Consider the following 26,045-nt stretch of genomic DNA (forward strand, 5'->3'; position numbering starts at 1 on the left):
ATTTGCCTTACCTGGAGATTCTGGAGCGGGCCGACGCCGCGCTCGATGGTGTGGTCCCGCCTTCGGCCGACCTGGTCCCCCGACCTCGAGTAGGGCATCCCCCACCGTGCGGGCGTCACACGGGGTGTCGCTGCCGCGCAGAGAGGGTGTAGTAGAGGTGTGCGACGTCGTCGATGGGCAGCCGGGCGCCCTCTGCCCTCGCCGACTGTGCGACCTCGACGACGTCGAGCAGACCGACACCCTGCAGCATCGCCGCGGTGCGGAGCGCCAGCCGATGCGGCACGCCACGCTCGGTCAGTTCCGCGGCGTGCGAGCCGACCGACTCGGCCTCCTGCCCGATCAGAAGGTCGGGGAGCCGAGGCTGCAGGGTGCGTACCGGCGGACCGAACCGGACGGTCTCGGCCTCCACCAGGATTGGCTGCGGCCGATGGACGAGCAGCCAGTGCGTCGCGCGGGCGATCAGCTGGTGCGACACGCGGACGACCTCGTCGGCCACGGCGGTGGGCACGGTGCTCCGCAGGGCGTCGATCTGCCCCCACAACTCGGGCAGGTCGAAGATCGCGGTGGTGACGAGGTAGGCGCGCAGGACGTCGGCGGTGGAAGCCGACGTCTCCTCCCGCAGGAGGAACGCGCAGGTCATCCCACCGCGGTCGACCATCTCGTTCACGAGCGAGGTGGCGACGATCTCGCGCAGCAGCGGGTGCTCTCCCAGCGCGACGGGAAAGCGGTGGGTCAGCGCGGGCGGGAAGTAGCCGACGATCCGATTCGTCACGGCCGGCAGATCTGGCAGATCGGACTGCAGCATCTCGGCCTTGAGATCGAGCTTGACGTGCGCGAGGAGGGTGGCCAACTCGGGCGAGCTGAGCCCGGCGCCGTCGCCGGCCGTCTCGGCGAGGTTCGCTGGTTCCGGTAGTCCCTCGAGCGCGGGCTGCATCCCACGCCGCGCAACGAGGTCGGCGATCATCCGCGCGTGCACCGCGGCGGCATCCGCAGCATGGGAGCGGCCGATCCCGAGCACCACGTTCTGCGTCCGGTTGTCGGCGAGCACGAGCTGGGCGACCTCGTCGGTCATCGAGGCCAGCAACGTGTCGCGCGCCTCCCGCTCCAACTCGCCGGCGGCGACCAGCCGATCGAGCATGATCTTGATGTTCACCTCATGGTCGGAGCAGCTCACTCCGGCCGAGTTGTCGATCGCATCGGTATTGATCTTCCCTCCGGCCGCGGCGAACTCGATCCGCGCACGCTGGGTCAGTCCGAGATTGCCACCCTCCCCGACGACCTTGACACGCAGTTCCCGTCCGTCGACCCGCACCACATCGTTCGCCTTGTCCCCGACATCGGCGTGCGACTCCCCAGTCGCCTTGACGTACGTGCCGATACCGCCATTCCAGAACAGATCCGCCGGTGCCTGCAACACGGCCCGGATCAACTCCGGGGGACTGAGCGTCACGACCCCCTCGGCGATCCCCAACGCCGCTCGCATCTGCGGCCCGACCGGCACGGACTTCGCCGTCCGCGGCCACACCCCACCACCCGGGCTGATCACAGATCGGTCGTAGTCGCCCCACGACGAGCGCGGCAGTACCGCCAACCGTTCCCGCTCGGCATGGCTGCGATGCGGATCCGGATCCGGGTCGACGAACACGTGCCGGTGGTCGAACGCGGCCAGCAGCCGGATGTGGCGGGACAGCAGCATCCCGTTGCCGAACACGTCACCGGACATGTCCCCCACGCCCACGACACTGATCGGCTCCTGCTGGGCGTCCACCCCCAACTCCCCGAAATGCCGTTTCACGCTCTCCCACGCACCCCTGGCAGTAATGCCCATCGCCTTGTGGTCGTAGCCGACGGATCCGCCCGAGGCGAAGGCGTCACCGAGCCAGAAACCGTAGGACGCGGCCACCTCGTTCGCCAGGTCGGAGAAGCGCGCAGTCCCCTTGTCCGCTGCCACCACCAGATAACTGTCGTCACCGTCGTGACGCACCACCCCGGGTGGCGGCACCGTCTCCTCGCGCCCCGCGACCAGCGCCCGGTTGTCGGTCACATCCAGCAATCCGCTGACGAACATGCGGTAGCACGTCGCCACCTCAGCAGGACCCACCTCCGACCGGCGCACCACGAACCCACCCTTCGCGCCGACCGGGACGATCACCGCGTTCTTCACGGCCTGCGCCTTCACCAGGCCGAGGATCTCCGTCCGGTAGTCCTGCGGCCGATCCGACCAGCGCAGCCCACCGCGCGCGACGGCACCGAACCGCAGATGCACACCTTCCATGCGTGGCGAGTACACGAAGATCTCGAACATCGGTCGCGGTGCGGGCATGTTCGGCACGGCGCCGGAATCCAACTTGAACGAGAAGAACGGCCGCTCCCGGTAGTAGTTGGTGCGGAGCGTCGCCGTGATGACGTTCAGGTAGGCACGTAGGATCCGGTCCGAGTCCAGCCCGGGGACCTGGTCGATCAGCGCGGACGCCTCGGCGAACGCCTCGGTCTGCACTCGGTGCCGCTCGGCGGGGTCGGGCCCCGGATCGAAGCGGGCGTGAAAGAGACGCACCAGCGCAGCACTCACCTCCGAGTGCTCCATCAGGGCGTCCACGACGTAATGCAGCTCGAACGGGCTGCCCACCTGCGCCATGTACCGGGCATAGGCGCGCAACATCGCCGCGTCCCGCCATCGCAGTCCTGCGCGCAGCACCAGAGCGTTGAAGCCGTCGACCTCCGCGTCGCCCCGCCACGCAGTGAGGAAGGCCGTGCAGAACAACCGCTGCGTCTCCTCAGGCTTCCGCTCGGCCATCGCATCCCAGGTCGCGGCGTCGAGCCGCAACCGGAAGTCGTAGATCCAGCACCGGCTCCCGTCGGGCCGGCTGATCACATAGGGCCGCTCGTCGAGCACCTCCACCCCGAGGCTCTGCAACACAGGAAGCACCGTGGACAACGTGACACCCTCGCCGAGCAGGAAGAGGCGGAACCGCGGCTCGACCCCGTGCCTGCCGTGCTCGATCGACAGCTGCAGCTCCGGTTCCTCACCCAGGTCACGAACGATTCGCAGATCGGCGAGAGCCTGAACGGGGTCGACGTCGTCCTTGTAACCCTCTGGCACCCCTGCCACGTAGTCCGCGATCTCGGCGTCGTCGGCGCCGGCTACGTCGAGCACCCACTCGTCCCACGTCATGATCGCGGCGGCGAGCTGACCCTGCAGCCGGACCTGATCGGGTTGTGCGTGCGCCGGGTCGCTGTGCACGGTGAAATGGACCAGCGCCAGGCTCGATCTACCGACCCGGGCGCTGTGCTCGATCCGCCACCCGTGCAGCTCGTGCATGAGCACTTTCTGCATGGCCAGCCGCGCACGGGTGGAGTAGCGGTCGCGGGGCAGGTAGACCAGGCAGGAGAAGAACCGCCGATAGGGCTCCCGGGCCAGGAACAGGCGCAGCCGGCGCGGCTGCGTGAGCGCCACCACTCCGACGGCAGTATCACGCAGGCTCTGTTCACCGGCCCAGAACAGCTCCTCACGGGGATGCTCGGACATCACCTCGAGCATTCGCTGCCCCGCGTACGACTCCAGCGCAGCGCCTGCCTCACGGATCGCGATACGAACCCGCCGGTCGATCCCCGGAATGTCCAGCACGTGCTCGTGCAACGCAGCCACCGTCAGCGCGCCGAGGAACCGGTGTTCCCCCACAAGCCGCCCCGTCCTATCGACCAGGCGGACCACGACCAACGACGGATACACGGGGCGGAACACCCGACCCTGCGCGCTCGCCCGGGTGAGCACGAGTACCTGCTGGGCGGCGGGGCGGTCAGCTTCCAGGGTGTCGCGAAAAACGAGGCCGGCAACGTCGTCCCTGCGGAGGACACCCAGGCTCGAGTCCGACGCTGCCCGTAGCTCGAACCGTTCGCCATCGATCCGCTCACTGTCATAGCGGAGGTAGCCGAGGAACGCGAAACGCCCGTCGGTCAGCCAGAGCAGCAGTCGAACCGCATCCTGTATCTCGGGGCGAGGCGCTCCCTCGGACAAGTCCGCCAGATCAGCAGCCGCCGACCGCGCCGCATCGAGGAGCCGAGCCCGGTCCAGAGCCACGTCACGCACGTCACGCAGCACCAACCGCAGCTCTGCCCCCAGCTCGTCGGCCTCGTCGGCGGGGAGCGGATCCAGCTCGACGCGTATCCACTCCTCGGCGAGGGCGCCCGACGGCAGGTGATCCGTCACTGCCGAGCCCGGCAGGCCGGTGAGTTCGCCGAGGCCGTTCCGAAGCACCACCACCGTCGGATGGATCACCCGGCGGACCTTGGCCTCGATTCTGTCGAGGCCCGCGAGGAGCGACTCCACCACGAACGGCATCTCGTCGGTGACGACATCGACGACCAGCCCGTCGTCCGGCGGACCAGATCCGCTGACCTCGATCAGGGAATCGCCGGGTGCCCGACGCGCAGCCAGCCGCCGGTGCGCATGCACAACGGCGAGGAGCGCGGCATCGACTGCGGGCGGCTCGTCCGAACTCAGAGCGTCGGCCTGGAGGTGCCAGGCGTAGAGCCGGCACAGCTCGGTCAGGTCGGAGTCGGTTGCGTCGCTCGCAGCGATGGTGTCGTCACTCGGCTGGCCCATCACCTTCCTCCGAGCTCATTCGACGTCGGAGTCTGGCCACCCTAGCGGAGTAGACCCCGGGTGATGCTCGTCCCAGCCGTCAACAGATGCCTGAGTTCGCTCGTCGCATGTGCACGTCCCGGTCGGCGAGGGCGCGACCGGCAGCAGCGATGGCCCTCAGCTCGCCGGGCGTCCGGCGGCCTGCGACGGTCGGCAAGGCGGCGCGGAACAGCTCGACGCCGGACGCCCGGACGAACGGGACGCGAACCCCCGCTCGGGCGCGAGGTCGGACAGCTCGTCCCGCATCTGCCGGCGTCCGCGGTGCAACCGCGACATCACCGTGCCGATCGGCGTACCCATGATCTCAGCGATCTCCCTGTACGCGAAGCCCTCGACGTCCGCGAGATAGATCGGGATGCGGTACTGCTCCGGCAACCGGTGGAGCGCATGCGTCACCTCGTTGTCCGGCGACCGGTCCAACGCCTCGCTCTCGGCCGACCGCAGTCCGCTCGAGGTGTGGTTCTCGGCCTCGGCGAGCTGCCAGTCGGTGATCTCGTCGGTGAGTGACTGGATCGGCCGCCGCTGTTTCTTGTGGTAGTCGCTGATGTGGCTGTTGGTCAGGATCCGATAGAGCCACGCCTTGATGTTCGTTCCCTCCGAGAAGGTGTTGAACGCGGCGTAGGCGTTGAGGAAGGTGTCCTGGACCAGGTCCTCGGCGTCCGCCGGGTTGCGGGTCATCCGCAGGGCTGCCGAGTAGATCCGGTCGTGCAGCGGAATCGCATCGCGCTCGAAGCGTGCAGTGCGATCGGCGGATGTCTCGCCCTCGACGATCTTGATGTCGGCAACCGGCATGGCGTCCTCCTGCTCTGATGGCGCGGCGAGCCGCGACGATCGGCTTCCCGATCCCCGGCGGCACGGCCCACAGTTGTGTCGGGTGGAACCCGCAGACCCGCCTACGGCACGCGAGAAGGTGCTTTCCGCTCGCGAGAGAGCCTCCCGCCTGCACCCCGGGGGCACATCACCGCCAGTCCCCATCCGCGCTAGCGAAGTAGACCCCGGGTGGTGCCCGTCCCAGCCGTCAAGAGATGGCTGAGTCCGCTCGTCGCATGCGCATGTCCCGGTCGGCGAGGGCGCGACCGGCAGCAGCGATGGCGAGGTCGAGTGCAACGCGGGCGTCCAGCAGCGCGTCGGCGGTCCTGCGGGCGCCGGTGTCGTTGATGCCCTGGACAGCAGCCGCGGCGACGCAGTTCTCGAGCACGGCGAGCAGCGGCGCGGTGGCCACGTGGACCAGCGCGGAGGCCTGTGTCGCGTGCTGGCGGCCCGCCACCCGACCTGACGGGTGGGCAGCGTCGCGTGGACCGGCGCGGACCGCGTCCGCGGTGGGGAAGGCGATGACGGTCATGGCTGTGAACTGCTCTCCGTGGGAAGTCGAATGGTCCGTCGCCGACTGCACCGAGTTGGCGATCGCGGGCGCATTCCTGGTCTCCTGGTTCCACGTGAAGACTCCGCCGCGCGACACGCCCGGACCATCTCGCTGTCCCTACCGACTCGCGGGCAAACCCCCCGCCGGGGGTGGGAAAACCCCCTGCCGTCGATTCGCCTCCACGGGACCCGGCCCTCAGCTCGCCCGGCGTCCGGCTTCCTGCGACGGTCGGCAAGGCGGCGCGGAACAGCTCGACACCGCACGCCCGGACGAACGGGACGCCACCGCGCCACGGCTGGTGCGCCGGAACCCCCGCTCGGGCGCCAGGTCGGACAGCTCGTCCCGCATCTGCCGACGTCCGCGGTGCAACCGCGACATCACCGTGCCGATCGGCGTACCCATGATCTCAGCGATCTCCCTGTACGCGAAGCCCTCGACGTCCGCGAGATAGATCGGGATGCGGTACTGCTCCGGCAACCGGTGGAGCGCATGCGTCACCTCGTTGTCCGGCGACCGGTCCAACGCCTCGCTCTCGGCCGACCGCAGTCCGCTCGAGGTGTGGTTCTCGGCCTCGGCGAGCTGCCAGTCGGTGATCTCGTCGGTGAGTGACTGGATCGGCCGCCGCTGCTTCTTGCGGTAGTCGCTGATGTAGCTGTTGGTCAGGATCCGATAGAGCCACGCCTTGATGTTCGTTCCCTCCGAGAAGGTGTTGAACGCGGCGTAGGCGTTGAGGAAGGTGTCCTGGACCAGGTCCTCGGCGTCCGCCGGGTTGCGGGTCATCCGCAGGGCCGCCGAGTAGATCCGGTCGAGCAGCGGAATCGCATCGCGCTCGAAGCGTGCAGTGCGATCGGCAGTTGTCTCGACCTTGGGACCGGCCTGCGCCTGGGAGCCGGCGTGCCGGGTCAGCACGTCCGTCATGTCCGTGGCCGGGGCTTGTCTCTGCACCTCGGTGCAGCCGCCCTCGACGATCTTGATCTCGGCAACCGGCATGGCGTCCTCCTGCTCTGATGGCGCGGCGAGCCGCGACGATCGGCTTCCCGATCCCCGGCGGCACGGCCCACAGTTGTGTCGGGTGGAACCCGCAGACCCGCCTACGGCACGCGAGAAGGTGCTTTCCGCTCGCGAGAGAGCCTCCCGCCTGCACCCCGGGGGCACATCACCGCCAGTCCCCATCCCGCTCTTGGTACTGACCCGAAGTCCCACTACCTGCTACCCGGTAGTGCACCGGTGACCCCGGCGCGTGCCACGAGCACCGGCCGGCGGAAGCAGCGGAAGCGCTCGCCTGCCGACATCCGCTCACGCGGGTGCCGACGTGCGCCGGCGTGACGGCGTGGTGCTGCCGCCATGAGCAGCGGCTCTATCTCCTCCGCGACGTGACCAGGTCGTGGCCACGAGGCGGGGCCGGATGTTGCCGTTGGCGAGGCTGAGACTGGCACGGCAGGCGGCCGACAGGCGGGCAGTCGCGGCGCTGCTCCCCTGGCTGCACCGCGGGCAGCGCATGGTCACCGTTCCGGCGAGTTCGTCCACTGCAACGGTCAGTTCCGCTGCGCAGTCGCGACACCAGCGATGCCGCGTGACCGGGTTGACGTGCACCGGGGAAGAGACGCACTGGTGGATCCACCGGCCGTGCACGTGGCAGGTCAGCCGGTCGTCGGGGTCGAGCCGCCCGGCGTCCTCCGCCCGGTCCTCCGCGGCCAACCAGCGCGCCAGGACATGACCCGCCAAGCTCCGCACCTGACCCCGAAGCTCCCTCTCGTTCATGCCGAGCTCCCCACCATTACCGACCGCCGCCACCACGGACGAGGAGCGTGATCGGCAATTTGCTGCACGGATCGAGCCTCGCGGTGACGGCCACCGTGCGCATCACCGCCAGCGGCTGTCGTGCCCGGGCGGTGGCTGGAGTCCTCAGACTCATGCTGGCAGGTATCGCCTGGGGCGCTGACCTTCGCGAGAGCTGGGGGTGCCGGTCGACCCGGCAGGCTCCGTTCAGACGCGGCGCAACACCGAGACGATGACGCCCAGCACAACGGACTCGTCGCCGTCGATGACGTCGTAAGCCGGGTTGCGCGGCTCGAGGTAAACGTGTCCGTTGCGGCGGCGGTACACCTTCACCGTGGCTTCACCATCGATCATCGCGGCGACGATCTGGCCCGAATGGGCCTCGGACTGCTGGCGCACCACGACCGTATCGCCGTCGCAGATCGCAGCGTCGATCATCGAGTCACCGCGGACACGCAGAGCGAAGACGTTGCCGCGCCCGGCGAGTTCGCGGGGCAGCGTCAGAAAGTCATCGACGTGCTCCTCGGCCACGATGGGAGTCCCCGCAGCGATGTCGCCGACCACGGGCACGGAGACCGAGTCGTCGGCGGCCCCCCGAGCCTGGGGCTCCTGCAGGAAGACGCGCACGTCGATCGGTCGGCACATCGCCGTGCCACGCCGGAGGAAGCCCTTCTCCTCCAGGCTCGCCACGTGCTTCGACACCGACGACGGTGACCGCAGCCCGACGGCCTCACCGATCTCGCGCGTGCTCGGCGGATACCCGTACCGGACCACCCAGTCTCGGATCGCGACCAGGATCCGCTGCTGACGCGGCGGCAGCGTCGAGGTGTCCAGGTGCTCGAACGCATCAAGGTCATCGGAGACGGGCACCTGCGGATGGTAGAGGCGGGCACTCGAAGCGCCGGATGCCAGGTGATCGCACAGGGGCCGCCCAACCGGGCCGGCGGCCGGAACGCGGTCCGCCGGCGTTCGCCGCGGCGGCCAACCGGCACGTCAGGACGTTGCGGCGGCGTCCACTGCGACCTCGGCCGGCTGCCTCCGGGCGTGCCGGCGGCCGAGCAGGCCGTAGATCAGGAAGAGACCCGCAGCGAGGACGCAGAGGGCGGCGCCGACGATGCAGGCCGCGGCCCAGGATCCCGTGCTCTCACGCAGACCGCTGAACACGTACGGGACGATCAAGATGCCGATCCCGGACGACGCGATGCACACCGCGAAGAGGACACCGAAGACCTCCGACCGTAGTCCTTGAGAATGAAGTAGGCGATGACGTCGCTCTCGGCGCCTGACGCCAAGGACAGCAGGAGCACAGCTACCCCCACCATCAGGACCGGCAGAGCCGAGATCTGCGTCAGCAGGAGCGCACCGGCCGCGGTGAACAGCAGAATCCCGACCACGACCTTGGAGCGCGAGATCAGGTCCAGCAGGGCGCCGCCGACGATTCGACCGAGGAGGCTGCCCAGGGTGCCCATCGACATCATGGCGGTCGCCACGGCGATGCCGAGTCCGCCGTCGAGCAGCAAGGGCTGCATGTTGACGCCGAAGGCAGCTTGGATGCTGTACATGACCAGGACGGTGAGGGCGAAGACCCAGAAGCGAAGCGACTTGAATGCCCCCCGCGCGGTGACCGAGGTGCCGACGCCCGGCACATCCGGGTTCGCGGCCACCGAGGGGACAGGCTTCTCGACCGCGGGAACCTGCACGCCGAACAGCGCGCAGGGTAGCGCGATCACCAGGGCGAAGGCCGCGAGGACGAGATAACCCGCCCGCCAGCCCAGCGTGTAGACCGCCTCAGGTTCGGCGGCTGCGCCCGCATCACCGCCTACACCGCCTTACTCCCCCTCCGCCACCTCTCGAGAGGATTTCGGCGCTCGCCAGAATGCCATCCTGTCCAGCGCCCGGTCCCTGATCACGATGGTGTGCAACAGCACGCCGGCCAGGTGCGCGGCGAACGTCAGGTACAGCAGGTAGGCCGCGATGATGTGCGCGCGGAGCAGGATGGCGAACAGGGTGATGTTCTGCGGGACGATGGCCGGGAGGTGCAGAGATCCGAAAAGGACGATCGGCAGCCCGGACGCGGACACCATCGCCCAGCCGATCAACGGCTGACAGATCAGAAGCGCGTAGAGCAGGCGCTCGGAGTACTTCGCCGCGAGGCGGTCCAACGGCCCCATCCCGGGCGGGAACGGCGGCAGGACGTGCGTCAGCCGCCAACCGATACGCACCAACACGAACACGAAGATCGCGATACCCAGCGGCTCGTGAATGGCGACCAGGGCATGGAAGTCGGATATCGAGTTCACCATGAACACGCCGATGAACAGTGTGGCGATCACCATCACCGCCATCGTCCAGTGCAGCACCCGCGCGACCACGGTGAACCGCACCGGAGCCGGCGTCGGCTCAGTGCTCATAGCTCGCCTTCCTCGTTTCCACTGTTGTGACGTCGACCGCGCTGGGCGTATGGGGTTCGCGGGTTCTGCGCTCGTAGGACCGCGCATATACGGCCGACCGCGCGGCGAGCAGTGGGTCGTCGGACGGGGCGATGCCCGCCGGCAGCACGAGCGGGTCGAAGTTGACGTCCCGCGCGTTGCCGGGTGCCTCGGTCTGCAGCGAGTCGATCATGAGCGCGCCCACCTCCACCTGGCGTCGGTCGGCGGGCCATGGCTGCGTGGCGTCGTTCGTGGGGTCGCCGGGCTGACCGACCGTCACCAGGAACCGCCAGCGCACCGGACCCTGCGCCACCTTGGCTATCAACGCGTCGAACAGGTAGTCCCGGCCGGGTGGATGCGCTGCGCCCGCCACGGGCTGGAACGGCTCGTCGGGCATCACGGTCCAGCGCACCGGCACGGTCGTGCCCGCCGAGTTCGTGAACCAGAAAGCGTTCAAACTGTGGAACGGGCTGTTGTAGAGGTCCGTCGACGGCGGCGTCTTGTTGATCAGCGCCATGGCCCGTGCGGTCTCCGGATACTTCGCCAGGAACGCCGCGAGCTTCACCGGCTCCGGCTGGCCGGTAGCGGGCACCGGCTCGGTCGCCAGCAACCGCTCGTAGAAGCCCTGCGGCACGCGGTCGGTGAACACCGGCGTGTTCACCATCGCGGTGCGCCACTGCTCGCCGTTGGGCATGTGGAACAGCACGCCGAGACCCCGAACGGTGGCGTTGGCGTCGGCGACGGTCGGCACCCCGCCGGAGAGGGAGAACCGTGCGGTGACAGGTGTCGTGCCGGGCCGGAACACGGTCGCCGTGGACAGCACGGTGCCGGCGCCGTTGCTGGTGAAGACCCCCGTGGCACTGACACCCTTCGCGTGGTTGCGGCGGAATCCGTCGTGCCTGCCGAACACCTGCTCGAAACGGTCAGTGAACCGCGTCGTGGTGAGGGTCTCCGGGGTGAACCAGCCACCTGCCCAGAGAAACCCGCCGACGTTAACTGCGCTTATCCCGCCGATTGCGGCCAGGCCGCCCAGCACGCGCCGCCGGGACAGCGGCGTCCGGCCGATAGGCGGCTCGGCGGCAGGTGGCTCGGCGGCAGGTGGCTCGACCGGTGGAGTTGGTGGATCGGTCGTGTCGTCCATCGGGTCTGCTTTCTCTCCTTCTTCGAACGGCCACGCGTGCGCGCAGGCTGGGTCCGACGAGGGGGGACGCGCTCGGCGTCGAGCACGGTCACGTCTTGGAGATCGATCCCAGCCATGGCCGCCACCAGCCCGGCGATTTTCCGCTGCGACGTTCGCGTGATGCCGCCGACGATCAATGCAGACGTCATGACCGAGACGATAAGCAGACGGTACGGCGAGACTCCACGAACAGTCCACTCATCGGACTATGTTGTCCAGCATTGCCGGATATGAGCCGAAACGTCCCCCCCGCACGGCCGTGCCCTTGGCACTTCAGCCCTCAAGAATTCCCGATCCCGCCAGCCGAACCGTCGACGCTGCGGCCGACCCCGATGACCGAGAGCTCAACGAGCTCGTCGGCGAATCGACGGTGAAAGTGCGGACTTCCGCTCGGTCTGGTGCGAGCACCGGGTCTACGAATGCACCTCCGGCACCAAGCGGTTCACCCATCCCGTCGCCGGACCGATGAAGCTGGACTACCAGGCCCTCGCCCGCAGGCGGGGTCGACCGGTCAGTCGGGCTGCAGCGGTAGCTCGACGACGATCGCCGTCCCGTCACCGGGGCGGCTGTTGATCTCGATCGAGCCGTCCAGGGCCTGCACCCGGTCACGCATGCCGATCAGGCCAGTGCCTCCGGCGGGATCGGCGCCGCCGTTGCCGTCGTCGCGGATCGAGAGACACAGCATGGCGTCGCGCTGCTCGACGGTGACCTGGGCGTAGGAGGCGCGGGCGTGTTTGGTGGTGTTGGTGAGCGCCTCCGACACCACGTAGTAGGCCGCCACCTCGATCCGCTCCCGAGACCGGTTTTGCGCCCGAAACTCCAGCTCCACCGGGATCGCGGTGCGGCGGGCGAGGGTGCGCAGGGCGGGGCCGAGCCCGCCCTCGGACAGGATCGCCGGGTGGATGCCGTGGGAGATCTCGCGCAGCTCCTCGATCACCCCGATGAGCTCGTCGGCGACCCGACCGACCTGCACCTGAAGGGCGGGCAGGTCCGCGGGCACCGCGGACTGGGCGACGCGCAGCTCGAGGCCGAGCGAGACCAGTCGCTGCTGGGTGCCGTCGTGCAGGTCGCGCTCGATGCGTCGGCGGGCGGCGTCCGCGGCGGCGACGATGCGGGCGCGGGAGGCGGTGAGCTGGGCGCGGCTGTCGGCGTTCGCGATCGCGGTGCCGATCAGTTCGGTGAAGCCGGCCAGGCGCTGTTCGGTGTCGGCCGGGAAACGCTCGCGCCGCGTCCCGACGCCGATCCCGCCCCACAGACGTCCCTCGACGACGATCGGGGCCGCGACCCCCGACCGGATTCCCACCCGGCGGACGACGTCGCCGTAGGCGCCGGAGGGCCGGTCGTAGTCGTCGAGGCGAGCCGAGCGGCCCGTGTTCAGGACGGCCGCCATGGCCAGCGGTGGCTCAAGCTCCCAGCGGCTGCCCACAGGCAACGCATCGGCGTATGCGCCGGTGCCGGCGGCGACGGTCGCCGCGCCGTCGGGATCGAGCCGGAGGATGACCGTGGCGTCGGAACCGAGGACCCGCCCGACCTCGTGCGTGACGGCCGCGATCACTTCGGCCGGAGGCACCCCGCGGGCGACGAGCATGGCGACGCGACGCAACGCCGCCTGCTCGTCCGCGAGCACGCGCAGCTCCTCGCGGCTGTCGGCGTTCGCGATGGCGGCGCCGACGAGTTCGGTGAATCGAGCCATGCGCTCCTCGGTGTCGGCCGGGAGGCGCTCGCGCCGCGCCCCGACGACGATCGCGCCCCACGCATGCCCCTCGACGACGATCGGAGCCGCGACCGCCGACCGGATTCCCAACCGGCGGATGGCGTCGCCGTAGGCGCCAGGCGCTTGGCTGATGTCGTCGAGGCGAGCGGGGTGGCCCGTGCGTAAGGCGACCGCCAAGGCCAGCGGTGGTTCAAGGGTCCAGCGGCTCCCCACCGGCATCGTGGCGGCGTATGCGCCCGTGGTGGCGGCGAGGGTCGTCGCGCCGTCGGGATCGAGGCGGACGATGAGCGCGTCCTCGGCACCGAGGACGCTGCCGACCTGGTGCGTGACGGCCGCGAAGATCTCGGCAGGCGGCAGCCCACGAGCGACGAGCGTCGCTACCCGCCGCAACGCGGCCTGTTCCTCGGCGAGAACGGCGTTCGCGTTCGCAAGGGCTTCGGCCTCGCGGGTCCGGCTGTCGGCCACGCCGACAACCGAGCTGACCGCGCCCGCGACGAGGAGGAACCCGACCACGTCCACCACGTTGTTGAGTTCGGCGGCGCCGAAGTCGCGCATCGGTGGGATGAAGTAGTAGGCCAGCAGCAACGAGGCCGCGACCGCGGCGGCCAGCGCCGGGATCAGCCCCCCGACCAGCGCTACCACCACGACCACGAGCAGGTAGAGCAGCATCTGGCTGGGAATGTTCAAGCTGCCGCGGAGAAGCTTGTCCATTCCGAGTGTCAGCAGGGGAAGAACGACCAGCCCGGTCAGCGCTCCGGCGAGCCGACGCCGCCGGGAGGGCCCCGCGGACAACGCGTGCAGCCATCGTCGGGTCGCGACGGGCTTCGTGGGTGACGATGTTTGCAACGTCAAGGTCGCCCTTCCCGTGAGGCGGGTGGTGGTGGCGCGATGCCCGGTCCCGTCAGCAACCGGCCCCAGGTGCGACGGCCTGCGCCCAGTGGCGTGCTCGGCACGGGCAAAGTGCAGGCAGCACGGTGGGAACGTCGTTGCCGACCACAGCATGGTAAGGCCCGCCACGCCGGGCGGTGGCACGCCTGCGAGCCGGCTACAGCGGGGGCGGCGCCGGGGACCTCTGCTCGCGCCCGGTACCGCCGCCGATCACATCATCGACTTCCCTTCGGGCCATGAGCTACCTGGAAAATCCCGACGGAATGACCACCGCCCGAATCCGCCAATGATGTGTATCGCCCCTGCCACGCTGCGGAGCCTGAATTCAAGTGCTGTAGTCAGGCGGCGGTAGTGTGCGAGCCGGGGCGCGGCGCGGGGCACAGCGCATACGCCGCAGATCCGTCGGCGTGGACGAATTGGATCAATACCGAGACTCCGCATTTTTGCCACGATTTGCGCGAATCCGGCACCCACTGCCGTCGCCGAGGTGCGCATCACGGTGTGATCGCACCCACCATCCCTCCGGTGGTCGACCCCTGGACCAGCCCAGATGATTTCCCTTCGGCACCCGCCGAGCGACAATAGATCATTTAGTTGGCCTAGCCAATGAGGCGCTCCTACGATCGAGTTGTTTGTTACCGGGATATAACCGGGCGACGCGGGAGGCGAAAGATATGTGTGGAATCGCGGGACAGTGCGACTTTCGGGGCGACCTCGAGCGCGAACGAGGTCGCGTGCAGCCGATGGTCGACACCATGGCCTGCAGGGGCCCGGACGACGAAGGGCTCTGGACGAGCCGGCATGCCGCACTCGGTCACCGCCGGCTGGCGATCATCGACCTGCCGGGCGGACGGCAGCCGATGACCGTGGAGGAGAACGGCGCGACGCTGGCGACGATCGTCTACAGCGGCGAGGTCTACAACTTCACCGAACTGCGCGCCGAGCTGCAGGGGCGCGGCCACGTGTTCCGGACCGACAGCGACACCGAGGTCGTCCTGCGCGGGTACCTCGAGTGGGGCGAAGCCGTCGTCGAACGCCTCAACGGCATGTTCGCCTTCGCGCTGTGGGACACCAGGCGCGAGGAGCTGTTCCTGGTCCGGGACCGGATGGGCGTCAAGCCGCTGTACTACTACCCGACGCCCGACGGGGTGCTGTTCGGATCGGAACCCAAGGCGATCCTGGCCCATCCGTCGGCACGCGCCGCGCTGGACACCGACGGCCTGCGCGAGCTGCTCGCCTTCGTGAAGACGCCCGGCCACGGGATCTACACGGGCATGCACGAGGTCCGGCCTGGCTCCCTGGTCCGGGTGAACCGCAACGGCCTCACCGTCCTGCGCTACTGGAAGCTGGAGGCCCTCGAGCACACCGACGACCTCGACACCACGGTGGCTCACGTCCGTGAGCTGCTCGACGACATCATCGCCCGCCAGCTGATCTCCGACGTGCCGCTGTGCACGCTGCTCTCGGGGGGTCTGGACTCGAGCGCCGTGACCGCCCTGGCCGCGCAGAAGCTCGCCGCCGTCGGAGCCGGGGCCGTGCGCTCGTTCGCGGTGGGCTTCGTCGGCTACGAGGAGCATTTCAGCGCGGACCCGCTGCGCGACACCCCGGACGGTCCGTACGTCCGTGAGCTCGCCGAGCACGTCGGCGCGAACCACCGCGACATCACCCTGTCCAACGATGACCTGATGGACCCCGACGCCCGGGCGGCGGTTCTCCGCGCCCGCGACCTGCCGGTGAGCTTCGGGGACATGGACACCTCGCTCTATCTGCTGTTCAAGGCGATCCGGGGTCGGTCGACGGTGGCTCTCTCGGGGGAGTCGGCCGACGAGGTCTTCGGCGGGTACCGCTGGTTCCACGACCCGAAGGCGGTCAACGCGGACACCTTCCCGTGGATGGCGGCGTTCGGCAGGGGCGCGGACGACCGCGGCAGCCTGATCGAGCCGGGCCTGCTGCGGAAGCTGGACCTGCCCGGGTACCGCGACGCCTCCTACCGCGACGCGCTCGCGGAGGTGCCGTACGTCGACGGTGTCTCGGCGCGGGAGCGCCGGATGCGGGAGGTGTGCTATCTGCACCTCACCCGGTTCGTGCAGATCCTGCTCGACCGCAAGGACCGGATGAGCATGGCCAGCGGTCTCGAGGTCCGGGTGCCGTTCTGTGACCACCGCCTGGTGCAGTACGTGTTCAACACCCCGTGGGCGTTCAAGACGTTTGACGGCAGGGAGAAGAGCCTGCTGCGCGCCGCGACCCGCGATCTGCTGCCGAAGTCGATCGTCGAGCGGGTCAAGAGCCCGTACCCGTCGACGCAGGACCCCGGCTACGAGCGGATGCTGCGCGACGAGCTCGCCAAGCTGCTGGTGGCCGAGGACGCACCGGTGAAGCCGCTCATCAACCGGGAGGCCGCCCAGACGCTGACCGAGCAGGAGGTCGGGTCCCGCAGCCTCGAGAATGCCCGCGCCAGGATCGAGAACGTTCTGCAACTCGACGCTTGGCTGCGCCGCTACCAGCCGACCCTCGACATCGCCGCCTGAGCCCGCCCGCTGCCAGAAGACGCGCCGAACGGTGGCGGGAGGTGGATGCCGGCCAGCGAAACGGGCGCGTCGTGCTCAACGTCGCCAGGACCAGGGACCACCCCGACAACGAGAGACGGCATGAGCCGGCTGCCTGATGCTTGACTTGATACCCGTGAAGGCTCCGGAGTTGATGCTCGGCATCGATGTCGGGACGACGGCGGTCAAGGTCGCCGCGTTCACGGTGCAGGGAGACCTGGTCAGCGCGCACACGACGGATCATCCAATTGGGCGACCGCGGCCAGGGTGGGCCGAACAGGACCCGCTCGACTGGTGGCGCGGATGTGTGACAGGTATGCGCGCCGTCCTTGCCGGGCTCCCGGCTGGCGCGCTGCGGTCGGTCGGGATCGTCAGCCAGGTGAACACCCACGTCTTCGTCGACGAGCACCTGCGGCCACTGGCATCAGCGATCATCTGGCAGGACCAGCGCTGCGCCGACATCGCGCGAGAGCTCGACGCCAGGTTCACGACCGACGAGAAGGTCAGGATCTGGGGCGGCCCGATCGTGCTCGACGCTTCATTCGTCGGCGCGCGGGCGGAGTGGTTCGCCCGCGAACGGTCTTCGCTGTGGGAGCGGACGCGGTGGGTTTGAGCCCGAAGGACTTCGTGGTGGCGAAACTGACCGGGGTGGTGGCGACCGATCAGCTGTCCGGGGTGCGGGTGGCCGGGGCAGCGGGCTATCTTCCGGAAGCCGTTGGGCTCGTCGACGGGCTGGCTGGCAAGTTGCCGCCGATCTTGGAGCCCGAGGCGACACTGGGCCGCACGACGCTGCCCGAGCTCGGCTCCGCTGACGCGGTCGTCGGAACGATGGACGCCTTCGGCGCGGTTTTCGGCACGCGAACGACGGAACCGAGGCGTGGCATGGTGTCGTGCGGTACTTCGCTGGTTGTCGCAGGAGCATCGAACGATTCAGAACCCGCGCAGGGAATCGTCACCTTTCCTCCGAGGAAAGGGCTCTTCGTGCACGCTGGGCCGACGCAGGCGGCGGGGGACGCGGTGCGCTGGTGGAGCCAGGTCGTTGGGCTGAGCATCGAAGAGGTGCTCCTGTCGGCGGCGGCCGGCATGCCGGGGGTGATCTTCACGCCATATCTCATGGGCGAGCGGGCGCCGCTCTGGGACTCCGAGGTGCGAGGGAGCTTCTTCGGTCTGAGCTCGGCAACGTCGCAAGCGGACATGTCCCGCGCGGTCCTCGAAGGGGTGGCGATGTCGGGGCGGCATGTCCTGGGCGTGGTGGAGCAGGCGTGCGGATTCCCGTTGCCGTCCATGACGTTCTCCGGTGGTGCGGCGCGAAGTGACCTCTGGACGCAGATCCATGCGGACGTGCTGCAGCGCCCCGTCGAACGGCTACGGGTGCACGACAGCGCCGCGCTGGGTGCGGCCCTGCTGGGCGCCGTCGGCGCCGGGATCTATCCCGACGTGGAGACAGCAGCCGCCGCGACCGTCGCCGTCGACTGTGTCTTCACCCCCTCCCCCGACGCCGATCGGCTGGAGCCCCTCTATGAGGCGTACCGCACGTCCTACGCTGCCCTGCGCGACCTGCACACCCGTCTCGCCTCCTGGCGCACCGTTTCCGCGGCTGCGTGAGCGCCTCACTTGAACAACCGCGGCGACTTGCGGAGAACGTACTGACCTGCAGCAGGCTCATCGCGCGGGCACGCGGCGGCCGCCGAACAGCACGGCTCGCACCGGTGTTGCCGGGAGCTCCGCGAGCGCGACGGCGAGAGGATCGCGGAGCAGTACCAGGTCTGCCGGTGCTCCTGGGCGGATCCGGCGGCGCGGGCCGCCGGGATCGTCGGGTGGGGCGAGGTAGGCCGCCAGGGCAGCGGCCGGGGTCAGCCGTTCGGCCGGACCGAGAATGGCACCGGAGGAGGTGCGGCGGCGGGTCGCGGCGGTGATCACGGTCCACGGGTCCAGTGGGCCGTAGGGGGCGTCGCTCGACAGCGCCAGGGGCACTCCGGCGTCGAGCAGGCTGCGGCAGCGATAGAGGTCGGTGTGCTCGGTACCGGGGATCTCGCGTATGTAGTCGTCACCCCGGTCGGCGAGGAACCCGGGTTGGGTGACGACCCGCATGCCGCGTCGTTCGAGGTCGCCCAGCAGCTCGGCGGGCACCAGGGCGGCGTGCTCGACGCGGTCGCCACGGACGGAACCCGCGTCCTCGAGCGCGGCGAGGAGCAGCACGAACGCCTCGCGAGTGACGCAGTGGGCGGCCACTGGACGGCCGAACGCGTGCGCTGTGCGGATCGTCTGACTGAGCGTGTCGAGGTCGGGCAGGCCCGAGTCGGCAAGCACGATCTTGTACGGCCCGGCTGTCAGCGGGGCGGGAGGTGCGGTCCCGAGCGGAGCGCCGAGCACATGCACCTCCTGAGGGAGCGCCCCGTTCGTGACGGCCCCCGCGAGGGCATCGAGTGCTGCTGGATCGAGGTCCGGAGTGGCGTCGGTGACTGAAGTGATCCCGAATGCGGCGAGGCGGGCGCCGACAGCGGAGAGGTCGGGTAAGCCGCGGTCGGGCAGGCGGGAGCGCAGCCAGCCGTCGGCGCGCCAGAGCCGTCCGGTGGGGGCGCCGCCGGGCGCACGTTCGATCCCGGGGTGCTCGGCGTCGGGGAGGCCCAGGCGGCAGGCGGCGGCACTGTTCACGATCCACAGTGCGCCGCTGCGGTGCTGGAGGCGGACCGGGCGGGACGGGTGGAGCGCGTCCAGCGCGGCGGCGTCGAGGTGGCCCGCGACGGTCTCGTGGTAGCCGACGCCGCGGACCCAGCCGTGTTCGTCGGCGGGGGCGGCGGCGAGCGCGGCGGCGAGGGCCGCGGCATCGTGCACTGCGGGGGGACCGCACGCCGCGGAGCGTCCGGCGGCGGCCAGCGCGTGCAGGTGCAGATGGTGGTCGACGAGCCCCGGAATCAGCGCGGCGCCGTCGGCGTCGAGCACCTCCTCGCCTGCCCGGTGGACGAGGCCGACGCCGACCTCGGTCACGCTCCTATCGGCGATCCTGACGTCGACGCGACGGTCCTCGACCTCGGCGTCCCGGATGAGGATCACGGTGCGGTCATCACTGGGCTGTCATCACTGGGCAGGCACGCCCACCGCGGCGAGGACGGCGGCCGTGTCGGCGCCGGCGGCCGGGGCGGCTCCAGCGACGGTGCGCCGCTGTGGAACGGCAACCGGAACCGGACCGGTCGGGGTGTCGAGCATCCAGCCCGAGCCCTCGGGTCGGGCCGCGACGGCGGGGGCCGACGGCCCGGCGTCGAGAGTGGCGGCGACGACCCCGGCCATCGCGACGTCCCACAGCACGCCCGAGCCGTCGGCCGGGGCCGTGAGAGCCAGGGCTGCCGCGGTGAGGCCGGTGAGCGGGTCGGCGATCGCATCACCGCAGAAGACCGGGCCGGCCGCGTCGTACACGACCAGGCCGGCGGCGGCGGCGACGTCGTCGCCGAACCCGACCCGCTGCGAGGACCGGCCGGCCGCGGTGATCGAGATCCAGGTCGTCCCCGCGGCGACGGCGGCCTGCATGTCCAGCCCGAACCCTGCAAGAGCCCGCGGCCGCGAGGCTTCGATGACAATGTCGGCCGCATGGACAAGGGCGGCCAGCCCGGCCCGGTCGGCGGGGAGGCTCGGGTCGAGCACGACCGAGCGGTGGCCGGCATGCAGGAGGCGGTAGAAGCCGGGGGAACCGAGGCGGGCCCCGTCGGGGCGGGTGGGGGTCTCGACCTTCACTACCTGTGCGCCGCCCAGGCCGAGGAGGTGCGCGCAGAGCGGGCCGGCCCACAGCGCGCTGAAGTCGACGACGAGCAGCCCTTCGACGGATCGCGGCGGGAGGTCCGGGAACACCTGGGGTGGCGGTGGGTCCACCGGTGCAGCGGCGAGGCCGAGCAGCGTGGCACGCTCGGCGAGCTCAGCCCCCAGGTGTGCGCGGAGCCAGGCCGCCAGAGCCGGCCACGGGTCGCCGGTGAGGTCCGCGCCGACGAGCGCGCCGAGCAGGAGCGGGTCGTCGGGGCGGGCGCACGAGACGGTTGCCCATCCGTCGGAAGTCGGCAGCAGGCGGCAGCGACCGCCCGCGGACACCGCGCCGCCGCGGGTGTGGCCGGTGAACGCAGCGCGTTCGGACAGCAGGCGCGGCCCGTCCACCCGGACCCGGCCCCCGCTGGCCCGCCCGATCCGCTCGGCAAGCTCGCGCGCAACCGTGGCCGCGCGGCCCGGCGGCACAAGCGGCGGTCCGTCCGCCCGTCCGGTGAGTGCGACGACCCCGCTGGCAGCCCAGTCTGCGACCCGGTCGGACGCCGCAGGTCGCGCGCGGTGGTGCGGCACGGCGCTGACGATACGCTGGGGCCGCGATGACGATCAGCAGTCCGGCGGGTGCGTCGCTGTACAACCTCACTGAGTTATATGGCCGACCCGACGCGACGATCTATCGTCTTCGCATCAGAAGCCCACGGTGACGCACGCTGCCCGACCTCCCGCGGTTCCGGCCATTCCCGGCTCGGTCGAGGTGTGGTGCTCGTGCACGACCACCGACCGCGGGTGGGCGCCGTCGGTGAATTCCCAGTTCACTCTGGAAGTCGCGGTGGCCTTGCCTCCGGCGTCGGTCTGGAAGTCCAACCAGATCTCGTTCTGCGCGTTCGCGTAGGCCGGGTCGACGCTCGGCGTGACCGGGTCCTTCTGATGCTGGAAGTGCGGTCCGGCATCGGCGCCTGTGGCGCCGCAGTCCATGGTGTGGGCGTGCGCCCCGTAGGCGCGGTTGGGGACCAGTCCGCTGACGTCGAGCTTGACGGTCGACGCGCCACCACCGGAGGCCGACGTGACGTTCGCGGTGGCGCCCGCAGGCACGAGTGCGGGCATGTAGGTGAGCGCGATGCCCGGCCCCTGCGCGAACGTCGCCTGGACGTTCGCGGCACGCGCCGCGTTGCTCTGGATGGTGGCAGGGATCGCCTGGGCCGCGGGGGGCGGCGGGGCCGCCTGGCCCGAACACGCGGAGAGCGCGAAGACCGCGAGGAGGGATGCGGCATGGATCCGGTAGTCACGCATCTGTGGAAGATCGCTCGTGGCAATGCGTCGCATGAGGTGCTCCCGGGTGAGGTGACGGGATCGAAGGGTGGTGAGACGCCATGCCGGATGCCGGATGACCGACCGGCGATTATATTGATGCCCCTGCGATCCCATTGTTCAGGATCATCTATTTATTGATTCAGCACACAGTCAGCTCGATCAACTCTTACCCACTACCGCAACTTCGATATTACGGCGGGTTGCCGACCCAGCGCAAGCCCGTCCGCTTCCCCGACTCCCACTTGATCCAATTAGGACCGCCGGATGTTGACCGTCCACAACGCGGACGACAATTCCCGGCCATTGGTGGATATCGCACGCTGCTCTCCGCCCATGGGCTGTTCCGGACGGTGAAGTCGCCCAAGACGTCCGGCGCGCCGATGTGCAGGTCGCGGGCGACAGCGGCGCATGCATCCCGGGGGTCACCGCCGCCGCGGTGGACACGCTCGGCCGCGTCGACTGCGCCGTTGCGCCACGACGTCCGCCGCGACCAGGAGCTCGTCGACCCAGTGTTCGCCCGCGGGCTGCGCGAGCTCGCCGACCGGACCGGCGCCGTCCTGATCCTCGACGACCGTCCGGTGCACTCGGCGCGGTCACCGGAACCGACGTCCTGCGTGACGCGGCCCGCTCGATCTACGTGACGGGCTCGCTGCGCGAGGGGGTTGCGGTATCAGATCTGCGCCCTGCCGCCGTCGACGAAGAGCTCGATGCCCGTGACGAAACTTGAGTCGGCTGAGGCCAGAAACAGCGCCGCCTTGGCCACTTCGTCGGGCTCACCCATGCGGCCCATCGGAACGGCGGACACGATCTTCCCGATGGCTTCTTGGGGTTGCGCCGCCGTCATTGGCGTTGCGATCGGACCGGGGCTGAGTACGTTGGCGCGGATACGCCGGTCCTTCAGTTCGACGGTCCATCCGCGTACGAAATTCCGGATAGCCGCCTTGCTCGCGCCGTAGACCGCCAACCCCGGGGTTCCCTTGATGCTCGCGACGGAACCGGTGAGGATGATGGAACCGCCGTCCCTCATCACCGGTAGCGCCTTCTGCACTGTGAAGAGCACCCCCTTCACATTGATGTCGAATATTTTGTCAAAGTGCTCTTCCGTGACACCTTCGAGCGGAGCGAACTCTCCCACGCCGGCGTTGGCGAAGACGATATCGATCTGCGCCGTGGCTGCTTTGACAGTCTCGTAGAGGCGGTCCAGGTCGGCCAGATTGGCAGCATCTCCCTGAACACCGATGACGTTGTCGCCGATATCCTGCACGGCGTCGTCGAGTTCCTTCTGGCGGCGCCCCGTGACGAAGACATAGGCACCTTCTGCGACGAAGATCTTTGCCGCGGCAAGCCCGATCCCTGCGGTGCCGCCAGTGATGACCGCCACTTTCCCCTGCAACTTGCCCATGCTCATTGCTCCAGATAGAGGTGGATGTGGGTGGCCGGCGACGTCGATCTGCCCCGGCCGCTGAGGGCGTCCCAGCGCGTGTGCCCGGTCGGGTGTGGGTTATCACGAAGCAGCAGGCAGCGGATAACCACGAAACGATCGTCGCCGTCGCAGACGGCCTGTTCCGTGACCGTGGCGTCGACGCGGTGGCCTCAACGAACTGATGGGCGCGGCCGGACCGACGCGCGGCGGCTTCTACAACCACTTCGCCTCGAAGGACGCGCTCGTAGACACCGTACTCGCAAAGGCCATGGCGGACGGGATCGACAACCTCGACCGGGCCATCACCGCAGCCCAGGCATCCGGTAGCGATCCGCTCACCGAACGCATCGACTGGTATCTGTCGCCCGAACACCGCGCCGGCATCGAGCATGGCTGCCCGAACGCGAGCTTCGCCGGCGACGCTCGCCGACTGGACCCGGCCGCCCGCGCCCGCTACGCCAAGGGGCTGGCGGAGAACCTCGACCGCCTCACCCAGACCGTCCACACCTCCGGACTCACCGAGGGCGAGCGGCGAGCGCGCGCAATCGCACTGTTCAGCGAGATGGCCGGCGCGCTGCTCCTCTCACGTGCCGTCGCCGACGCCGACCCCGCCCTCGCCGACGAGATCCTCGAAAGTGCCCGCACCGACCTGCACAACCGCACCGGTGCTGCGCGATAGCAGGCACCCCCACGGGTCGCGCGGCGGCGCCGGACACCGGGAGGCTGCCTACTTCGAGCACGACCCGGACCGCCTGCGGGAGATCGCCTGGTGGCTGAGCAGGGCGGAGGGGGCGAGGCTGCGGTAGGAGCCGGCATGCCAGACCAGCGGCTCTCCGTGCGAGCGGCCGGTGGCGGTAACCGCGCCGACGACGATGGTGTGGTCTCCTTCCGGATGGGCTGCATGCACGCGGCAGCTCAGCCAGGCCAGGGCATCGTCGAGTACGGGCAGGCCATCGGCATAGGAATGAGCCAAGCCGGCGAATCTGGGACCAGGCCCGGTGAAGGCTTCGGCGACTTCACCGTGGCGATCACGCAGGATGTTAACGGCGAACCGGCCGCAATCTAGCAGCGTTGCCAACGTACCGGACCGGTTGTCGATGCAGACCAGGAGCAGCAGCGGGTCCAGCGACAGGGAGCAGACCGCGCTTGCGGTCATTCCCCGTGGGCTCCCGGAAGGCGCCACCGTGGTGATCACGGTGACACCCGAGGGCAGCTGGGAGAAAACTGATCGGAACGTCTGGCTGTCCGGCCTGCCGGAGAAGTCGATTGTGGACAGTGACGTGCCTTCTCCGCGCCGCGCCAATGCAGAAGTCGCCATGTCAGGCGCTCCCCGGCGAGGCCGACGGTGCTGTCTCGGCGGTGAACAGGACCTTGTTGTCACCGAGCAGTCCCCGCAGGATGGCTTCGAGGTTTTCCCGCAAGGCGCACTCGGCGATCGGGTTGATCAGGTCGGCGATGCTGGGCATACCCAGGTCGAACTCGGCGGTGAAGACGACGCGAGCATCCTGGCCGGCGGGCGTCACCGTCCACTCTCCTGAAAGTTCCTCGAAGTCTCCATCGAGCTGTTCGAACCTGATCACGCGCCCTGCAGGGTCAACGTGATCTCGCTCCGACCAGCACAGGATTCCGTTACGGAAGTTGACCGACCACTCCGACTCCACAACCCCGTTTCCCAGCCGACGTAACGTGATCTCGCGGACGGCGTCGGTGTAGTGGCTGTAGCGTTCGAAGTCGCTGATACGGGCGAAGACAGTGTCGGCGTCGGTGTGCGGGACGAGGGCTCGGACTTTCACCTGCGGCACGTCAGGCGCTCCTTTCCAGAGAAGTGGTGCGATGAGTGATGTGTCGGGCGGTACCGACGGCGCGACCGGTGCGAAATGTGGGTCAGGGCTTAGACAATCGACAGCGGGCCGCCGGCGATGTAGCCGCACAGCGGTTCGGCCATCCGGCCGCGGGAAGGTGGGTGGAAGGCCAGGGCAGTCGAGGCGGCGGCGAGATAGGTGACGTCGTTGGAGGAGATGTAGGCCATCCCGCCGAGCGCTTCGACGCACTGGCGGACAACCAGGCCGATCGTGTCCTGGGCGTGGTAGCGGCAGACGAGCGCATCGACAAGGGCGTCCTGCCCCGCGCGTTCCTGGCTGATCGCCCGGGCCACACCTTCCACGCCGCGCATCGCGGCCTCGATATCGGTGAATACTCCGGCCCGCAGCGAGGCGTTTACCTTGCCAGCAAGCAGGACCCGCTCGACCAGGGCGCTCGCCACACCGATGTAGCAGGCTGACATCAGCAACTCGAACCACACGAAACCGGCGGTCTGGAGCTCGTCGAGTTGCTGGTCCGGCGTGATCTCGGTGCGTACAACGAGATCCATGGGCACCTCGACGTCGGTCAGGACCACTTCGTCGCTTTCCGCTCCGGCAAGGACGGCATTGTTCCAGAATGGGCGCACCTGCAGGCCGGGGCTGTCCTTGCCGACCAGGGCCACTGCCATCCGCTCACCTTCGTCCGTGGGCAGGGCCACCGATGCGGTAAGCAGGTCCATGGAGTGCGCCAGGCTGCACGGCTTTTTGCTTCCGTTGATCACGACCTTGCCGCCGCGCACTTTCGCACGCATGGTCGGCGACAGAATCGCTTGCCCCGTGCGGCCTTCGGCAAAACCGGAAGCGACCAGCAAGCTCCCTTCAGCGATCGCCTGCAGCAGCATCCACTCGAGTCCCTGCGCGTTCGCGCTGACATCGACCAGACTGGCGATGGAAAAGTGGTGCATCGTGGTCGCAATCGCCAGCGACGGAGAACGGGAGGCGATCGCGCGTTGCACCCGAACTGCTGAGACGGCGTCGGCACCGAGCCCGGAGTGCTCAACGGGAACGAGCAGCGCCGGCCCACGAGCGTCCTTGAACAGCTTCAGTCCTGGGCCGCGAGCACATTCCAGATCGCCCAACGGCATGGCGGACAATTCGGCGTCCAAGCCCGGAAGAAGCTCATTCAGCGTAGCCCTCTCGCGCTGCATGAATCGCATGTCC

Annotated in this window: 22 protein-coding genes and 1 pseudogene; 6 read left to right on the forward strand and 17 right to left on the reverse strand. The window is 69.3% G+C overall.

The features are described from left to right. Positions 1-115 precede the first annotated feature (115 nt). The 9 genes from ABD143_RS15785 to ABD143_RS15825 form a co-directional block, all read right to left on the reverse strand. Complete coding sequence (locus ABD143_RS15785; protein WP_343978034.1) at positions 116-4,603, reverse strand: NAD-glutamate dehydrogenase; 4,488 nt, start codon at positions 4,601-4,603, stop codon at positions 116-118. A gap of 156 nt (positions 4,604-4,759) precedes the next feature. Next, positions 4,760-5,434: a sigma-70 family RNA polymerase sigma factor gene (locus tag ABD143_RS15790; protein ID WP_343978037.1), complete on the reverse strand. Its 675-nt coding sequence runs from the start codon at positions 5,432-5,434 to the stop codon at positions 4,760-4,762. Between the two features lie 226 nt (positions 5,435-5,660). Next, positions 5,661-5,984, reverse strand: a complete 324-nt coding sequence (locus tag ABD143_RS15795) for a hypothetical protein (protein ID WP_343978040.1) — start codon at positions 5,982-5,984, stop codon at positions 5,661-5,663. Between the two features lie 216 nt (positions 5,985-6,200). Continuing rightward, on the reverse strand, positions 6,201-6,923 hold the full coding sequence (locus tag ABD143_RS15800) for a sigma-70 family RNA polymerase sigma factor (RefSeq protein ID WP_379659922.1): 723 nt from the start codon (positions 6,921-6,923) through the stop codon (positions 6,201-6,203). Between the two features lie 1,068 nt (positions 6,924-7,991). Then, positions 7,992-8,654: a transcriptional repressor LexA gene (lexA, locus tag ABD143_RS15805; protein ID WP_343978046.1), complete on the reverse strand. Its 663-nt coding sequence runs from the start codon at positions 8,652-8,654 to the stop codon at positions 7,992-7,994. A 123-nt stretch (positions 8,655-8,777) separates the two neighbouring features. Continuing rightward, complete coding sequence (locus tag ABD143_RS15810; protein WP_343978049.1) at positions 8,778-8,963, reverse strand: hypothetical protein; 186 nt, start codon at positions 8,961-8,963, stop codon at positions 8,778-8,780. Further along, positions 8,960-9,559 (reverse strand): MFS transporter, encoded by a 600-nt coding sequence (locus tag ABD143_RS15815; protein WP_343979088.1) that lies wholly within the window; start codon positions 9,557-9,559, stop codon positions 8,960-8,962. Before ABD143_RS15815 ends, ABD143_RS15810 begins: the two co-directional genes overlap by 4 nt. A gap of 54 nt (positions 9,560-9,613) precedes the next feature. After that, entirely contained in the window at positions 9,614-10,195 is a 582-nt protein-coding gene (locus ABD143_RS15820) for a cytochrome b (RefSeq protein ID WP_343978052.1), read from the reverse strand. Next, positions 10,185-11,354, reverse strand: coding sequence for a catalase family peroxidase (locus ABD143_RS15825; protein WP_343978055.1), 1,170 nt, complete (start codon positions 11,352-11,354; stop codon positions 10,185-10,187). The genes ABD143_RS15820 and ABD143_RS15825 overlap by 11 nt, the downstream gene beginning before the upstream one ends. 387 nt (positions 11,355-11,741) lie before the next feature. Here ABD143_RS15825 and ABD143_RS38205 point away from each other — a divergent pair. After that, positions 11,742-11,966, forward strand: a pseudogene (locus ABD143_RS38205) (MmyB family transcriptional regulator); the annotation flags it as partial. On the opposite strand, the gene ABD143_RS15830 reads toward ABD143_RS38205, so the two are convergent. After that, entirely contained in the window at positions 11,905-14,109 is a 2,205-nt protein-coding gene (locus ABD143_RS15830) for a sensor histidine kinase (protein WP_343979092.1), read from the reverse strand. The pseudogene ABD143_RS38205 and the gene ABD143_RS15830 overlap by 62 nt on opposite strands. Positions 14,110-14,669: 560 nt before the next feature. On the opposite strand from ABD143_RS15830, the gene asnB reads away from it, so the two are divergent. The 3 genes from asnB to ABD143_RS15845 all read left to right on the forward strand — a co-directional run bounded on the left by asnB (position 14,670) and on the right by ABD143_RS15845 (position 18,146). Continuing rightward, positions 14,670-16,523 carry an asparagine synthase (glutamine-hydrolyzing) gene (gene asnB, locus ABD143_RS15835; RefSeq protein WP_343978058.1) on the forward strand — a complete coding sequence of 618 codons (1,854 nt, stop codon included), beginning with the start codon at positions 14,670-14,672 and terminating at the stop codon, positions 16,521-16,523. A 154-nt stretch (positions 16,524-16,677) separates the two neighbouring features. Then, positions 16,678-17,154, forward strand: a complete 477-nt coding sequence (locus tag ABD143_RS15840; RefSeq protein WP_343978061.1) for an FGGY family carbohydrate kinase — start codon at positions 16,678-16,680, stop codon at positions 17,152-17,154. Between the two features lie 68 nt (positions 17,155-17,222). Next, positions 17,223-18,146: a xylulokinase gene (locus tag ABD143_RS15845; RefSeq protein WP_343978064.1), complete on the forward strand. Its 924-nt coding sequence runs from the start codon at positions 17,223-17,225 to the stop codon at positions 18,144-18,146. A gap of 57 nt (positions 18,147-18,203) precedes the next feature. On the opposite strand, the gene ABD143_RS15850 is transcribed toward ABD143_RS15845, so the two are convergent. From ABD143_RS15850 to ABD143_RS15860, 3 genes are all read right to left on the reverse strand, one after another. After that, on the reverse strand, positions 18,204-19,595 hold the full coding sequence (locus tag ABD143_RS15850; protein ID WP_343978067.1) for an amidohydrolase family protein: 1,392 nt from the start codon (positions 19,593-19,595) through the stop codon (positions 18,204-18,206). A 24-nt stretch (positions 19,596-19,619) separates the two neighbouring features. Continuing rightward, the gene (locus ABD143_RS15855) at positions 19,620-20,861 is read right to left on the reverse strand and encodes a CoA transferase (protein WP_343978070.1); all 1,242 of its coding nucleotides are present in this window, start codon (positions 20,859-20,861) and stop codon (positions 19,620-19,622) included. A gap of 114 nt (positions 20,862-20,975) precedes the next feature. After that, positions 20,976-21,578, reverse strand: a complete 603-nt coding sequence (locus tag ABD143_RS15860) for a superoxide dismutase family protein (protein ID WP_343978073.1) — start codon at positions 21,576-21,578, stop codon at positions 20,976-20,978. 488 nt (positions 21,579-22,066) lie between these two features. Here ABD143_RS15860 and ABD143_RS15865 point away from each other — a divergent pair, with 488 nt between their 5' ends. After that, positions 22,067-22,240 carry a hypothetical protein gene (locus ABD143_RS15865; RefSeq protein ID WP_343978076.1) on the forward strand — a complete coding sequence of 58 codons (174 nt, stop codon included), beginning with the start codon at positions 22,067-22,069 and terminating at the stop codon, positions 22,238-22,240. A gap of 29 nt (positions 22,241-22,269) precedes the next feature. On the opposite strand, the gene ABD143_RS15870 is transcribed toward ABD143_RS15865, so the two are convergent. Continuing rightward, entirely contained in the window at positions 22,270-23,001 is a 732-nt protein-coding gene (locus ABD143_RS15870; RefSeq protein WP_343978079.1) for an SDR family NAD(P)-dependent oxidoreductase, read from the reverse strand. Between the two features lie 202 nt (positions 23,002-23,203). Between ABD143_RS15870 and ABD143_RS15875 the strand changes: the two genes are divergently transcribed. Continuing rightward, positions 23,204-23,701, forward strand: coding sequence for a TetR/AcrR family transcriptional regulator (locus ABD143_RS15875; protein WP_343978082.1), 498 nt, complete (start codon positions 23,204-23,206; stop codon positions 23,699-23,701). A gap of 48 nt (positions 23,702-23,749) precedes the next feature. Here ABD143_RS15875 and ABD143_RS15880 read toward each other — a convergent pair whose 3' ends face one another. The 3 genes from ABD143_RS15880 to ABD143_RS15890 all read right to left on the reverse strand — a co-directional run bounded on the left by ABD143_RS15880 (position 23,750) and on the right by ABD143_RS15890 (position 26,041). Beyond that, positions 23,750-24,340, reverse strand: a complete 591-nt coding sequence (locus ABD143_RS15880; RefSeq protein WP_343978085.1) for a flavin reductase family protein — start codon at positions 24,338-24,340, stop codon at positions 23,750-23,752. Position 24,341: 1 nt separating this feature from the next. Continuing rightward, a complete protein-coding gene (locus ABD143_RS15885; RefSeq protein ID WP_343978088.1) occupies positions 24,342-24,824 on the reverse strand; it encodes a type II toxin-antitoxin system RatA family toxin in 483 nt (160 codons plus the stop codon). Between the two features lie 89 nt (positions 24,825-24,913). Then, complete coding sequence (locus ABD143_RS15890; protein ID WP_343978091.1) at positions 24,914-26,041, reverse strand: acyl-CoA dehydrogenase family protein; 1,128 nt, start codon at positions 26,039-26,041, stop codon at positions 24,914-24,916. Positions 26,042-26,045 lie beyond the last annotated feature (4 nt).

Origin of the sequence: Pseudonocardia aurantiaca (assembly GCF_039526725.1) — a bacterium.
GTDB lineage: Bacteria > Actinomycetota > Actinomycetes > Mycobacteriales > Pseudonocardiaceae > Pseudonocardia > Pseudonocardia aurantiaca.